The 12,487-nt window shown below is 58.8% G+C and carries 11 protein-coding genes; 8 read left to right on the forward strand and 3 right to left on the reverse strand.

Annotation, left to right across the window (positions count from 1 at the left end):
* Positions 1 to 121: 121 nt before the first annotated feature.
* Positions 122 to 2,041 (forward strand): ATP-binding cassette domain-containing protein, encoded by a 1,920-nt coding sequence (locus AC6CIA_RS14845; RefSeq protein ID WP_498313032.1) that lies wholly within the window; start codon positions 122 to 124, stop codon positions 2,039 to 2,041.
* 182 nt (positions 2,042 to 2,223) lie between these two features.
* Here the strand turns inward: AC6CIA_RS14845 and AC6CIA_RS14850 are convergent, their stop codons facing one another.
* Complete coding sequence (locus AC6CIA_RS14850; protein WP_498313033.1) at positions 2,224 to 2,661, reverse strand: universal stress protein; 438 nt, start codon at positions 2,659 to 2,661, stop codon at positions 2,224 to 2,226.
* 105 nt (positions 2,662 to 2,766) lie between these two features.
* On the opposite strand from AC6CIA_RS14850, the gene AC6CIA_RS14855 reads away from it, so the two are divergent.
* The 7 genes from AC6CIA_RS14855 to AC6CIA_RS14885 all read left to right on the forward strand — a co-directional run bounded on the left by AC6CIA_RS14855 (position 2,767) and on the right by AC6CIA_RS14885 (position 11,179).
* A complete protein-coding gene (locus AC6CIA_RS14855; protein WP_498313035.1) occupies positions 2,767 to 3,204 on the forward strand; it encodes a hypothetical protein in 438 nt (145 codons plus the stop codon).
* A gap of 486 nt (positions 3,205 to 3,690) precedes the next feature.
* Complete coding sequence (gene fadB / locus AC6CIA_RS14860) at positions 3,691 to 5,838, forward strand: fatty acid oxidation complex subunit alpha FadB (protein WP_498313037.1); 2,148 nt, start codon at positions 3,691 to 3,693, stop codon at positions 5,836 to 5,838.
* Between the two features lie 29 nt (positions 5,839 to 5,867).
* Positions 5,868 to 7,043 (forward strand): acetyl-CoA C-acyltransferase FadA, encoded by a 1,176-nt coding sequence (gene fadA, locus AC6CIA_RS14865; protein ID WP_005786153.1) that lies wholly within the window; start codon positions 5,868 to 5,870, stop codon positions 7,041 to 7,043.
* 97 nt (positions 7,044 to 7,140) lie between these two features.
* A complete protein-coding gene (locus AC6CIA_RS14870; protein WP_498313039.1) occupies positions 7,141 to 7,377 on the forward strand; it encodes a DUF1653 domain-containing protein in 237 nt (78 codons plus the stop codon).
* Between the two features lie 114 nt (positions 7,378 to 7,491).
* The gene (gene topA, locus AC6CIA_RS14875; protein ID WP_339532841.1) at positions 7,492 to 10,113 is read left to right on the forward strand and encodes a type I DNA topoisomerase; all 2,622 of its coding nucleotides are present in this window, start codon (positions 7,492 to 7,494) and stop codon (positions 10,111 to 10,113) included.
* Positions 10,114 to 10,318: 205 nt separating this feature from the next.
* A complete protein-coding gene (locus AC6CIA_RS14880; protein WP_498313041.1) occupies positions 10,319 to 10,840 on the forward strand; it encodes a DUF6586 family protein in 522 nt (173 codons plus the stop codon).
* Between the two features lie 102 nt (positions 10,841 to 10,942).
* Positions 10,943 to 11,179 (forward strand): hypothetical protein, encoded by a 237-nt coding sequence (locus AC6CIA_RS14885; protein ID WP_498313043.1) that lies wholly within the window; start codon positions 10,943 to 10,945, stop codon positions 11,177 to 11,179.
* A 157-nt stretch (positions 11,180 to 11,336) separates the two neighbouring features.
* Here AC6CIA_RS14885 and sulA read toward each other — a convergent pair whose 3' ends face one another.
* Together sulA and lexA are read right to left on the reverse strand one after the other, a co-directional pair.
* The gene (gene sulA, locus AC6CIA_RS14890) at positions 11,337 to 11,810 is read right to left on the reverse strand and encodes an SOS-induced cell division inhibitor SulA (RefSeq protein WP_498313045.1); all 474 of its coding nucleotides are present in this window, start codon (positions 11,808 to 11,810) and stop codon (positions 11,337 to 11,339) included.
* A 10-nt stretch (positions 11,811 to 11,820) separates the two neighbouring features.
* Positions 11,821 to 12,429: a transcriptional repressor LexA gene (gene lexA / locus AC6CIA_RS14895; protein WP_003172575.1), complete on the reverse strand. Its 609-nt coding sequence runs from the start codon at positions 12,427 to 12,429 to the stop codon at positions 11,821 to 11,823.
* Between the last annotated feature and the right edge of the window lie 58 nt (positions 12,430 to 12,487).

Here is a 12,487-nt window from a genome sequence, read left to right on the forward strand (position 1 = left end):
TTTGCCGGGTGCTTCGTCCAAGTTATCGGGAAATGTCCTTCAGAACGTGTCAAGGATGAAAATGCCGGCCGCTTCACCCCCCAACTCAGGTAGAATGCGCGCCCGGTTTTTGGAGAAGCTCATGACCCTGCTCAAATTCAGCGATGTGTCCCTTGCTTTCGGCGCTATGCCGTTGTTGGACAAGGTGTCCTGGCAGATCGCCCGTGGTGAGCGGGTGTGCATCATCGGCCGCAACGGCACTGGCAAATCCAGCATGATGAAGCTGGTGAAGGGCGATCAGAAGCCTGATGAAGGCTCCGTTTGGCGTGCCCCAGGCCTCAAGATCGGCGAATTGCCGCAAGAACTGCCAGTGGCCGACGGACGGACTGTGTTCGACGTGGTCGCCGAGGGCCTGGATGGTGTTGGCGCGTTGCTCGCCGAATACCATCACCTGAGCCAGAACATCGTTACCGACGCCGACCTGGACAAGCTGATGCATGTCCAGCAAGACCTCGAAGCCCGTGACGGCTGGCGCTTGCAGCAATTGGTCGACAGCACGTTGAGCCGCCTGCAACTGCCTGCCGATAAAACCCTTGCAGAGCTTTCCGGCGGCTGGCGTCGCCGTGTCCTGCTGGCCCAGGCCCTGGTTTCCGAACCGGATCTGCTGCTGCTCGACGAGCCGACCAACCACCTGGATATCGGTGCAATCGCCTGGCTGGAAGAGGCCCTCAAGGACTTCCAGGGCGCCGTGCTGTTTATCACGCACGACCGTTCCTTCCTGCAAAACCTGGCCACGCGTATCCTGGAACTGGATCGCGGCGGCCTGATCGACTGGAACGGCGATTACGCCAGCTTCCTGGTGCACAAGGAAGCGGCCCTGGCCGCCGAAGAAACCGCGAATGCACTGTTCGACAAGAAACTGGCCCAGGAAGAAGTCTGGATTCGCCAGGGCATCAAGGCTCGACGCACCCGCAACGAAGGTCGCGTGCGTGCCCTGAAAGCCCTGCGCGTTGAGCGCAGCGAACGTCGCGAGCGCACCGGCAAGGCCAATATTCAGCTTGATACCGCCGACAAGTCGGGCAAGCAGGTGATGGTGCTGGAAAACGTCAGTTTCCATCACCCGGAGGGTCCGTTCCTGATCAAGGACTTCTCCATGGTCCTGCAGCGCGGCGACCGTATCGGCCTGTTGGGCGCCAACGGTACCGGCAAGACTACCTTGCTCAAGTTGATGCTCAGCGGTCTGCAGCCGACCAGCGGCACGGTGGAAGAGGGCACGCGCATCGACGTGGCCTACTTCGACCAGTTGCGTCACCAGTTGGACCTGGAAAAGACCGTAATCGACAACGTCGCCGAAGGTCGCGACTTTATCGACATCGACGGCCAGAGCCGCCACGTACTGAGCTATCTCGGTGACTTCCTGTTCAGCCCGCAGCGGGCCCGTACACCGGTCAAGGCATTGTCTGGCGGTGAGCGTGCGCGCCTGTTGCTGGCCAAGTTGTTCAGCAAGCCAGCCAACCTGTTGGTGCTCGACGAACCGACCAACGACCTGGATGTGGAAACCCTCGAGCTGCTGGAAGAGGTCTTGCTGACCTTTAATGGCACCGTGCTGATGGTCAGCCACGACCGGGCATTCCTCGATAACGTGGTCACCAGCACCCTGGTCTTCGAAGGTGAAGGCAAGGTTCGCGAGTACGTCGGTGGTTATCAGGACTGGTTGCGTCAGGGCGGCTCGCCGCGCCTGCTGGGCGTGACCGAGAGCAAGTCCGGCAAGGCTGACTTGAACTCTGCGGTGGTCGCTCCGGTGGCTGCAGCCGCGCCTGCCCAGGACGCCGCGCCGGCAGTCAAGAAGAAGCTCAGCTACAAGCTGCAGCGTGAACTGGAAGCCTTGCCGGGCGATATCGACGCCAAGGAAAAACAGATCGCCGCGGTTGAGGCTGAGATGGCTGACGCGGGGTTTTATCTGCGTCCTGCGGCGGAAACCGCAAAGGTCATTGCGTCTCTTGAGCAGTTGAACAAAGAGCTGGATGCGCTGGTTGAACGTTGGGCCGAGCTGGATGCCTGAGTGATTCAGGGCCAATAAAAACCCGGCGCTCATTCCTATGGGCGCCGGGTTTTTTACATGAAGTGCGGTTGAAAAATGTGGGAGCGGGCTTGCTCGCGAAAGCGTTGTATCAGTCGCCAGATGCATAACTGACAGACCGCTTTCGCGAGCAAGCCCGCTCCCACATTTGGTGGCCGTCGCGCTTAAGTATTTTTCACCAGTCGCACCGCCAGTACATCGCAAGGCGCACCGTGCAATACATCGTTGGCGGTGGAGCCCAGCAGCAAGGCCAGGCCGTGTCGACCATGGCTGCCGACGACGATCAGGTCGCAGTTCTGTTCCTTGGCAAGGTGGTGAATCTCCTGGCGCGGCTGGCCGTAGGTCAGATGGCTCTGCTCTTTTTTCAGTGCCGGGTACTTGGTGATCAGCCGTTCAAGGCGCTCCTTGGCCTGATCGAACTGCTGTTGCTGCAATTGCGAAAGGTCCATCGGCACGTCGCCGCCAAAGGCCATCGCCATGGGTTCGACGATATGCACCAGGGACAACTTTGAAATGTCGCCGGCCAGGCCGACGGCGCGCTTGATCACCGGATCGCACTCTTCGGTCAGATCCACGGCGACCAGGATGTGTTCATAGGGCATGAGGCGTTCCTCCAGGGGACTGCAATAAGTTCAGTATGGCTGCTTTCAAGCGGATGGGGTTGCGTCAGGTCAAATCCGCTCATCTAGAAATTCGGGAGTACACATATGACGGTCTGGATAGTGGTGTCAATCCTCGTGGTGGTTCTGAGCCCCTTGGCATGGTTGCGTCCCTCGCGTCATCAGAGCGGACGCATGGCGCTACGCATGGAGGCGCGGCGCATCGGTCTGGCCATGCAACTGACGCCCCAGGAATGGCCGCACTGGCTCAAGCAAGAGCCGCCGAGCCCTTGTGCGCAGTACCATCGGCCACGGCGCGGGAACAAGCCTATGACCTGGAGTTATTGGCAGTTGGAGCCGGGTGTGTGGGTCAACCAGTGGCAGGAAGTGTGTGTTGATGAAAAGTTGTTGCCGCATTTTGCAACGCTGCCGGCCAATGTCTACAAGGTCGAGGCGGACAAGCAAATGATCGCGCTATGTTGGGGCGAGAAGGGCGAGCTGAGCGTGTTGCAGGATATCAATGCGGTGCTCAAGGCGCTGGCGTGACGCAGCCTCATTGTAGGCGCGAGGGAGCGCCCAACCCTTGCTTGCGAAAATCGTCGAGGATAACGCGGGCATTCAGGGGGAGCGTGGGGTTCTCGAGCTTTTTCGCGCGCAAGCTCGCTCCTACAGAAAAGCAAGAGCGGATATCCGTTGTCGTACAGCTCGTGCGTGTATTTATCTGATTATTGATTGTGTGAATGGCTGCCTATTGATCTGGCGCGGCGGTTGCGAAGTGACTGCAAAGTCGCGCTTTCACAGCCCTTTCGAGCGATTGACAATTGTCGTTAATTGGATGAAGGTGACGTACCCAAATCAAACGGGCGTATGAATTGAGCGTTTGTCTTTCAGACGATTCGTACAGAATCCCGACTATCGCGTTGGCGGGTGTGCCTGGCGAATTGGCGTTAGCATCGACGGTAACGTCAGTGTTTACGCTGAGGCCTGCGTCCGACGTGTACTGTTCAGCTTCCATATCGTGGAGATCAGTTGATGATTTACGAAGGTAAAGCCATCACGGTTAAGGCTCTTGAAAGTAGCATCGTCGAATTGAAATTCGACCTCAAGGGTGAGTCCGTCAACAAGTTCAACCGTCTAACCCTGAATGAATTGCGTCAGGCCGTAGACACCATCAAAGCAGATGCGTCGGTCAAGGGCGTGATCGTTTCCAGTGGCAAAGACGTGTTTATCGTCGGCGCCGACATCACTGAATTCGTCGACAACTTCAAGCTGCCCGATGCCGAGCTTGTGGCTGGCAACCTCGAAGCCAACAAGATTTTCAGCGATTTCGAAGACCTTAACGTACCGACTGTTGCCGCGATCAATGGCATCGCGCTGGGCGGCGGTCTGGAAATGTGCCTGGCCGCGGATTTCCGAGTCATGGCCAGCAGTGCAAAAATCGGCCTGCCGGAAGTCAAGCTGGGCATCTACCCAGGCTTCGGCGGTACCGTGCGCCTGCCGCGTATCATCGGTGCCGACAACGCCATCGAGTGGATCGCCGCGGGTAAGGAAAACCGTGCTGAAGACGCACTGAAAGTCGGCGCAGTGGATGCTGTGGTGGCTCCCGAGAAACTGGCAGAAGCGGCACTGAACCTGATCAAGGGCGCCATCAGCGGCGAATTTGACTACAAGGCCAAGCGTCAGCCGAAGCTGGAAAAACTCAAGCTCAACGCCATCGAACAAATGATGTCGTTCGAGACCGCCAAGGGCTTTGTCGCGGGCCAGGCCGGTCCGAACTACCCGGCGCCTGTCGAAGCCATCAAGACCATCCAGAAAGCTGCGAACTTCGGTCGTGACAAGGCGCTGGAAGTTGAAGCGGCCGGCTTCGTCAAACTGGCCAAGACTTCTGCCGCGCAGAGCTTGATCGGCCTGTTCCTGAACGATCAGGAGCTGAAGAAAAAAGCCAAGGCCTACGACGAAATCGCCAAGGACGTGAAGCAGGCTGCCGTACTCGGCGCCGGCATCATGGGTGGCGGTATCGCTTATCAGTCGGCGTCCAAAGGCACGCCGATCCTGATGAAAGACATCAACGAACACGGGATCGAGCAGGGTCTGGCGGAAGCCGCCAAACTGTTGGTGGGCCGCGTTGATAAAGGCCGCATGACCGCTGCGAAAATGGCTGAAGTGCTTAACGGCATTCGTCCTACCTTGTCCTACGGCGACTTCGGTCACGTCGACCTGGTGGTCGAAGCGGTTGTCGAGAACCCGAAGGTCAAGCAGGCGGTACTTGCTGAAGTCGAAGCCCAGGTCAAGGAAGACACCATTCTGGCGTCCAACACCTCGACCATCTCCATCACCTTGCTGGCCCAGGCCCTCAAGCGTCCGGAAAACTTCGTCGGCATGCACTTCTTCAACCCGGTGCACATGATGCCGCTGGTGGAAGTGATCCGTGGCGAGAAGTCCAGTGAGCTGGCCGTTGCCACCACCGTGGCTTACGCCAAGAAAATGGGCAAGAACCCGATCGTCGTCAACGATTGCCCAGGCTTTCTCGTTAACCGTGTACTGTTTCCGTACTTCGGCGGTTTCGCCAAGTTGGTCAGCGCCGGCGTGGACTTCGTGCGCATTGACAAGGTCATGGAAAAATTCGGCTGGCCAATGGGCCCGGCGTACCTGATGGACGTGGTCGGCATCGACACCGGCCACCACGGTCGCGACGTAATGGCTGAAGGGTTCCCGGACCGCATGCAAGACGACCGCCGTTCGGCTGTCGACGCGCTCTACGAAGCCAAGCGCCTGGGCCAGAAGAATGGCAAGGGTTTCTACGCCTACGAGACCGACAAGAAGGGCAAGCAGAAGAAAGTCGCCGATCCTTCGGTGCATGAAGTGCTCGCGCCGATTGTCTACGAACAGCGTGAGGTGTCCGACGAGGACATCATCAACTGGATGATGATCGCCCTGTGCCTGGAAACCGTGCGCTGTCTGGAAGACGGCATTGTCGAAACCGCAGCCGAAGCCGACATGGGCCTGGTCTACGGTATTGGTTTCCCTCCATTCCGTGGTGGTGCACTGCGTTACATCGACTCGATCGGTGTGGCCGAGTTCGTTGCCCTGGCTGATCAATACGCTGATTTGGGCCCGCTGTACCACCCGACCGCGAAGCTGCGTGAGATGGCCAAGAACGGCCAGAGCTTCTTCGGTTAAGCGCCCAAACGACTAGAGCGAGAATATTTATGAGCTTGAATCCAAGAGACGTCGTGATTGTCGACTTCGGTCGTACGCCGATGGGCCGCTCCAAGGGCGGCATGCACCGCAACACCCGTGCCGAGGACATGTCGGCGCACCTGATCAGCAAACTGCTGGAGCGCAACGTCAAGGTCGACCCGAACGAAGTCGAAGACGTGATCTGGGGCTGTGTCAACCAGACCCTGGAGCAAGGCTGGAACATCGCACGCATGGCGTCGCTGATGACCCAGATCCCGCACACCGCTGCCGGCCAGACCGTCAGCCGCCTGTGCGGCTCCTCCATGAGTGCGCTGCACACTGCCGCCCAGGCAATCATGACCGGCAACGGTGATGTATTCGTGGTCGGTGGCGTGGAGCACATGGGCCACGTCAGCATGATGCACGGTGTCGACCCGAACCCGCACATGTCGCTGTACGCGGCGAAAGCCTCGGGCATGATGGGCCTGACCGCGGAAATGCTTGGCAAGATGCACGGCATCACCCGCGAAGCCCAGGACGCCTTTGGCCTGCGTTCCCACCAGCTTGCCCACAAGGCAACCGTGGAAGGCAAGTTCAAGGATGAGATCATCCCGATGAACGGCTACGACGAGAACGGTTTCCTGAAACTGTTCGACTACGACGAAACCATTCGTCCGGACACCACCCTGGAAAGCCTGGCGGCCTTGAAGCCGGCCTTCAATCCAAAGGGCGGCACCGTGACGGCCGGTACTTCGTCGCAGATCACCGATGGTGCCTCGTGCATGATCGTGATGTCGGCCCAGCGTGCCCAGGACCTGGGCATTCAACCGCTGGCGGTGATCCGCTCGATGGCGGTGGCGGGTGTGGATCCCGCGATCATGGGCTATGGTCCTGTACCGGCCACACAAAAAGCACTGAAGCGCGCGGGTCTGAGCATCTCCGACATCGACTTCTTCGAGCTCAACGAAGCTTTCGCTGCACAGGCCCTGCCAGTGTTGAAAGATCTGAAAGTACTCGACAAGATGAATGAGAAGGTTAACCTGCACGGCGGCGCGATTGCCCTGGGTCACCCATTCGGGTGTTCCGGTGCGCGTATCTCCGGCACTTTGCTGAACGTGATGAAGCAAAATGGCGGCAACCTCGGGGTAGCCACCATGTGCATTGGTCTCGGCCAAGGCATCTCGACCGTCTTCGAACGCGTTTAAGCGTTACGGTGATGGAAGCCGGGGCCCAGTGCCCCGGTTTTTGTTTTTTGGGATTTTTTTATATTTTTTTTTAACAAGATTTGTGAGGCGCCAGAGCATGAAAGTCGAACCAGGCCTCTACCGGCATTACAAAGGTCCGCAGTACCGCGTTTTTAATCTCGCGCGACATTCCGAGACTGAAGAGCAAGTGGTGTTTTATCAAGCACTGTATGGCGATTACGGTTTTTGGGTACGTCCCTTGAGCATGTTCCTGGAGACGGTCGAGGTTGACGGCGAACAGGTCCCGCGCTTTGCTTTGATCCAGGCCGAACCCAGCCTTTTTTCAGGGCAATGACGGCAGGTCGCGCAGGTTGCTGCGCTTGACCTCACTCTGTTGCCACTATATATAGCGTTGCCGCGTCAGGCGCCAACCGCCTTTCACTTCTCGAATTCAGGAATTTTCCGATCCATGGGCAAATCGCTGGTCATTGTGGAATCCCCGGCTAAGGCCAAGACCATCAACAAGTACTTGGGCAACGAGTACGTGGTGAAGTCGAGTATCGGCCATATCCGCGACTTGCCCACGAGCGGCTCGGCGAGCGCCAGCAAGGAGCCTGCCGCCAAGCGCGGCAAGGCGGCTGCGGGCGAAGGTCCGGTGCTCTCGCCGAAAGAGAAAGCCCGCAAGCAGTTGGTCTCGCGCATGGGTGTCGATCCTGATCATGGCTGGAAAGCCAAGTACGAGATCCTGCCAGGCAAGGAAAAAGTCATCGAAGAGCTGCGCCGGCTCGCCAAGGATGCTGACACCATCTATCTCGCGACGGACTTGGACCGCGAAGGGGAAGCCATTGCCTGGCACCTGCGGGAAGCCATTGGCGGCGATGACAGCCGTTACAAGCGTGTGGTGTTCAACGAAATCACCAAGAAGGCCATCCAGGAAGCCTTTTCCAAGCCGGGCGAACTGGACATCGATCGCGTCAATGCCCAGCAGGCGCGGCGTTTCCTCGACCGCGTGGTGGGCTATATGGTCTCGCCGCTGTTGTGGGCGAAGATTGCCCGTGGCCTGTCCGCCGGCCGTGTGCAATCGGTCGCGGTGAAGCTGGTGGTCGAGCGTGAGCGCGAGATTCGCGCGTTCATTCCGGAAGAGTACTGGGAAGTCCACGCTGACCTGGGTACCGCCAAGGGCGCTACCGTGCGCTTTGACGTGGCTCGCGAGAAGGGCGAGGCCTTCAAGCCGCTCAACGAAGCCCAGGCCATGGCGGCACTGGACAAGCTCAAGGCGTCCAGCTACAGCATCGTCAAGCGCGAAGACAAGCCGACCAGCAGCAAGCCCTCGGCGCCGTTCATCACCTCCACCCTGCAACAGGCCGCGAGCAACCGCCTGGGCTTTGGGGTGAAGAAGACCATGATGATGGCCCAGCGTTTGTATGAAGCAGGCTACATCACTTACATGCGTACCGACTCCACCAACCTTTCGGTGGACGCGGTGGCGATGGCGCGTACGTATATCGAAGGCGAATTCGGCAAGAAGTACCTGCCGGAATCCCCGAACGTCTACAGCAGCAAGGAAGGCGCACAAGAGGCTCACGAAGCGATTCGTCCGTCCGACGCCAATACCGAGCCAAGCAAGCTGAGCGGCATGGAGCGCGACGCTGAGCGCCTCTACGAGCTGATCTGGCGCCAGTTCCTCGCCTGCCAGATGCTGCCGGCGCAATACCTGTCCACCACCGTCAGTGTCGGTGCCGGGGACTTCGAGTTGCGTGCCAAGGGGCGCATCCTCAAGTTCGACGGCTACACCCGTGTGATGCCGCAAATCGCCAAGCCGGGCGATGACGACGTGCTCCCGGACATGGCCCAGGGTGACGTGCTGAAGTTGATCAAGCTTGATCCGTCCCAGCATTTCACCAAGCCACCGGCGCGTTATTCGGAAGCCAGTCTGGTCAAGGAGATGGAAAAACGCGGCATCGGTCGTCCTTCGACCTACGCGGCGATCATCTCCACCATCCAGGACCGTGGTTATGTGGCCCTGCACAACCGTCGTTTCTATTCGGAAAAGATGGGCGATATCGTCACTGAACGACTCTCCGAGAGTTTCTCCAACCTGATGGACTACGGTTTTACCGCCGGCATGGAAGAGAACCTCGATGATGTGGCCCAGGGCGAGCGCGACTGGAAAAACGTGCTCGACGAGTTCTACGGCGACTTCAAGAAGAAGCTCGAAGTGGCGGAAAGCCCAGACAGCGGCATGCGCGCCAATCAGCCGGTGATGACGGATATTGCGTGCCTGACCTGTGGGCGTCCGATGCAGATCCGCACCGCGTCTACCGGCGTGTTCCTGGGGTGCTCGGGTTACAGCTTGCCGCCGAAAGAGCGTTGCAAGGCCACCGTCAACCTGGTGCCGGGCGATGAAATCGCAGCCGATGACGAAGGTGAATCCGAGTCGCTGGTACTGCGTGGCAAGCACCGTTGCCCGATCTGCAGCACCGCGATGGACGCCTATCTGCTGGATGAGAAGCACAAACTGCACATCTGCGGTAACAATCCGGATTGCAACGGCTACGAGATCGAGGAAGGCACTTACCGCATCAAGGGCTACGAAGGTCCGAGCCTGGAGTGCGACAAGTGCGGCAGTGAGATGCAGCTCAAGACGGGCCGATTCGGCAAGTTCTTCGGTTGCACCAACCCGACGTGCAAGAACACCCGCAAACTGCTGAAAAGTGGTGATGCGGCGCCGCCGAAGATGGACCCGGTGAAGATGCCCGAACTCAAGTGCGAGAAGGTCAACGACACTTACATTCTGCGTGACGGCGCTTCCGGCCTGTTCCTGGCCGCCAGCCAGTTCCCGAAAAATCGTGAGACCCGTGCGCCGCTGGTGCTGGAAATCGTGCCGCACAAGGATGAAATCGATCCCAAGTACCACTTCCTTTGTGAAGCGCCGAAGAAGGACCCCGACGGTCGCCCGGCGGTGATCCGCTACAGCCGCAAGACCAAGGAGCAGTACGTGCAGACCGAAGTGGATGGCAAGCCTACCGGTTGGAAGGCGTTCTACGACGGCGGCAAGTGGAAGGTCGAGGACAAGCGCCAGGGCGCCTGATCCGCTAGCCTCAGAGAGACCATGGCGGCCGGTGCTGGCGGCCATGGTCTACTGTAGGTGCGAGGGGACGCCTGGTTCTTGCTCGCGAAGGTCGTTAACGATGATGCACAAAACCTGACACCCCGTGGGGCTATCGGTTTTTTCGTGAGCAAGCGCGCTCCTGCATAGCCAGCATCACGCCTCTTTCGTTGTGGAGATTGCCGTCATGGCCAACGAGCTCTATACCCGTACCAACCAGAAAATCTATTTCGCGGGCTTGGCCCTGGAAGCCCTGGGTCGTGCCGAGGAAGGGAAGGAGATGAATGCCATCGCATTGGTACAGGCGGGGCGTGAGTCGGCGTTGTTTCACCTCTATGGCGCCTTGCTGGGTCTGTGCCATGAAATCGCCGGGTTCTACCGCTTGCCTCAGGCCGGCGCGCCCCGAGCGGAAACCATCATGAGTCGTGAGGTCCTGGAGAGCACGGCCATTCCCGAGCTGGCCGAGCTGGTGGAAATGGCTCAGAGCCCCGACAGCTGGGTCGCGCGCCTGCTCAAGGCACATAGCGACATGTTCCAGCCGCCACGTATTCCCCATATTCCCAAGGGTGATGTCACTCAGCCGTTGATCGTGGCCGTTTCGATGGACGAGGAGGAGCCAGTGCCCCTGAGCCGCGAAGAGCTTGAGAGCTGGCGCCAGGAACTGAAAAAGCTCGCGATCCGCTTTCGGGATGGATTGAACGAGTGCTGATCGGCTGACGATCATCGGGGGGCGGACGTTGACCCTTAGTGTGGCGAGCCGGCTTGCCACAAGACTGATATAATCCCGGCCTTTCGTGGAGAACAGACTTTTATGCCAACGTCCTTTTTGGAAATTGTTGAATTGCCCGACGGCCGAATTGAGCTGCGCAGGGCTGAGGACGAGGGTTCTCTGGTGACTCTGGACTTTTCCGAGGATGCTAAAGCATTCCTGCAAGGTCAGCATGTAGAAATAGCAAAGGCCATGTTGAGCGTCGGTGTACAGATGGCCGGGCGTCTTGCCGAAGGTGATGAACCGGAAAAAGAAGACGGTGCACGCGTACTTCACTGAGTCCGCTTGTCGGTTTTTTTTGCGTTTAACCTTACACGTCGGCTTCTCAACCCCGTAGAAGCCTTGCGTCCATCGCAGGCACTGACTCAGTGTCAGGGCTGCAATCGGACGGTCTTTGAGCGGATGCCTGGATACGCATTGCGCGTCGCTCCAGGGTTTATCCCAATCGAATATTCAAGCTTTGTGCATCGCCAATGCGAGCAGCGCTGGTCAGTTGCTGTTTGGCTGTGGGGCTCAATGGATTCAACCAACTGACCACAGTGTGGCTACGCCCCAGGCGCAAGGCTTCGCACGCCAATTGCTGTGCACTCTGAGTGCCCCGAGGCTGCAACAGCAGGATGCGCTCGCGGTTCAGGCCGGCATCCCGCAACCAGGCCTGGGTCAGGCTGGAAGGAGGTGCGATCAGGGTCAGCCATCGAGCGTCCTGCTCCTGGCTCAATTCACGAAGAATAGGGGCGAGCAAGCTCAGGCAGTTCCCGGCCGCGCCGCGCAACGACAATTCACTGAATACCTCGGGTTCGTTGATCCAGGGGGATTCAACTGTTTCCTTGAGGATGGGTGCCAGCGGCTGGGCCATGAAGGCCTCGAACAGCGGCAGTTGTGTGTGTTGCTGGGCGTGTGGGAACTGCATGATGCCTCCGTTAGCGGCGAATAACGCCGACACTCAAGCCTTCTATCACCAGATCCTGATCTTTCAGGTTCACTTCTATGGGTGCGAACTCGGGGTTTTCGGCCAGAAGCCAGACCTTGCTGCCTTCGCGCTTGAAGCGCTTGACTGTGACCTCGTCACCGATGCGCGCCACGACAATCTGGCCATTGCGGGCTTCGCGAGTGGTATGGACGGCGAGCAGGTCGCCGTCAAAAATGCCGACATCCTTCATGCTCATGCCGTGTACCCGCAACAGGTAATCAGCCCGGGGATGAAAGAACGTCGGGTTGATGTTGCAGGATTCTTCGACGTGCTGTTGCGCCAGGATGGGCGCGCCGGCAGCGACACGACCGATGATCGGCAATGTCGACTCGTCAGCCTTGGCCTCGAAGCCGGGAATGCGAATGCCTCGGGAGGCTCCAGGCGTCATTTCGATTGCACCTTTGCGTGCCAGGGCCTTCAGGTGTTCTTCGGCCGCATTGGGGGACTTGAAGCCCAGTTCCAATGCAATTTCGGCGCGGGTCGGCGGATAGCCGTTATCGTCGAGGCAGCGCTTGATAAAAGCGAGAATCTCAGCTTGGCGTGGCGTCAGTTTTAGCATGTTGATCGCTCTGTCTTTTTATACAGTGACTGGGATTATATACAGTGAATCGCGCTTG

It is taken from the genome of Pseudomonas sp. GQ91 (genome assembly GCF_059758795.1).

Excerpts from the sequence above, each read along its gene's own strand:
- AC6CIA_RS14880 (WP_498313041.1), top strand. The coding sequence starts at position 10,319 with ATGGCCAACGAGCTCTATACCCGTACCAACCAGAAAATCTATTTCGCG.
- fadA (WP_005786153.1), top strand. The coding sequence starts at position 5,868 with ATGAGCTTGAATCCAAGAGACGTCGTGATTGTCGACTTCGGTCGTACG.
- fadB (WP_498313037.1), top strand. The coding sequence starts at position 3,691 with ATGATTTACGAAGGTAAAGCCATCACGGTTAAGGCTCTTGAAAGTAGC.
- sulA (WP_498313045.1), bottom strand. The coding sequence starts at position 11,810 with ATGCAGTTCCCACACGCCCAGCAACACACACAACTGCCGCTGTTCGAG.
- AC6CIA_RS14870 (WP_498313039.1), top strand. The coding sequence starts at position 7,141 with ATGAAAGTCGAACCAGGCCTCTACCGGCATTACAAAGGTCCGCAGTAC.
- topA (WP_339532841.1), top strand. The coding sequence starts at position 7,492 with ATGGGCAAATCGCTGGTCATTGTGGAATCCCCGGCTAAGGCCAAGACC.
- lexA (WP_003172575.1), bottom strand. The coding sequence starts at position 12,429 with ATGCTAAAACTGACGCCACGCCAAGCTGAGATTCTCGCTTTTATCAAG.
- AC6CIA_RS14885 (WP_498313043.1), top strand. The coding sequence starts at position 10,943 with ATGCCAACGTCCTTTTTGGAAATTGTTGAATTGCCCGACGGCCGAATT.
- AC6CIA_RS14855 (WP_498313035.1), top strand. The coding sequence starts at position 2,767 with ATGACGGTCTGGATAGTGGTGTCAATCCTCGTGGTGGTTCTGAGCCCC.
- AC6CIA_RS14850 (WP_498313033.1), bottom strand. The coding sequence starts at position 2,661 with ATGCCCTATGAACACATCCTGGTCGCCGTGGATCTGACCGAAGAGTGC.
- AC6CIA_RS14845 (WP_498313032.1), top strand. The coding sequence starts at position 122 with ATGACCCTGCTCAAATTCAGCGATGTGTCCCTTGCTTTCGGCGCTATG.